Source organism: Micromonospora sp. ATCC 39149 (assembly GCF_000158815.1).
In the GTDB taxonomy this organism is placed as follows: domain Bacteria; phylum Actinomycetota; class Actinomycetes; order Mycobacteriales; family Micromonosporaceae; genus Micromonospora.
In genome coordinates, this window is record NZ_GG657738.1 from 2,307,127 (window position 1) to 2,307,624 (window position 498).

Below are 498 nucleotides of genomic sequence, written 5' to 3' on the forward strand. Positions count from 1 at the left end.
CCAGCCCCACCGGCACGGTGTTCTCCGACGAGCAGCGGCCGGGGCCGGGCCAGAGCCGCGACCAGCAGGGCGGCCACCCCGGTCAGCAGCAGGACCCCCGGCACCACCGGCCACGGCGTGCCGGCGGCGGCGAGCAGCACCGGCACCGCCGCCGCGGCGAACGGCAGCGCCGGCAGCGCCGCACCAGCCCACCCCGCCGCCCGGGTTCCCTCCCCGCCGGCCGGGGTCGCGGAACGCTGTCCGCCGGCCGGGCCGAGCGCGCGACCCGCCAGCGCGGCGGCCAGGGTCAGCACGAGCAGGGCCACGCCGGCCGGGGCCGCCCCCGCAACCGCTGCCCCGGTGGGCGCGCCGGACCACGGCGGGACCACTTCCCCGTACGGGGCGACGAGCACCCGCACGGTCACCGGGGCGGCGGCGAGCAGCGCCACCGCGAGCAGTCCGAGGCAGGTGGCCAGCGGTGCCCCGGCCGGACGGGTGCCCGGCCCGGCGAGCACGGTC

The 498-nt window shown here is 82.3% G+C and carries 1 pseudogene; it reads right to left on the reverse strand.

The features are described 5' to 3' along the window. Nucleotides 1–498, reverse strand: a pseudogene (locus MCAG_RS33545) (hypothetical protein); the annotation flags it as partial.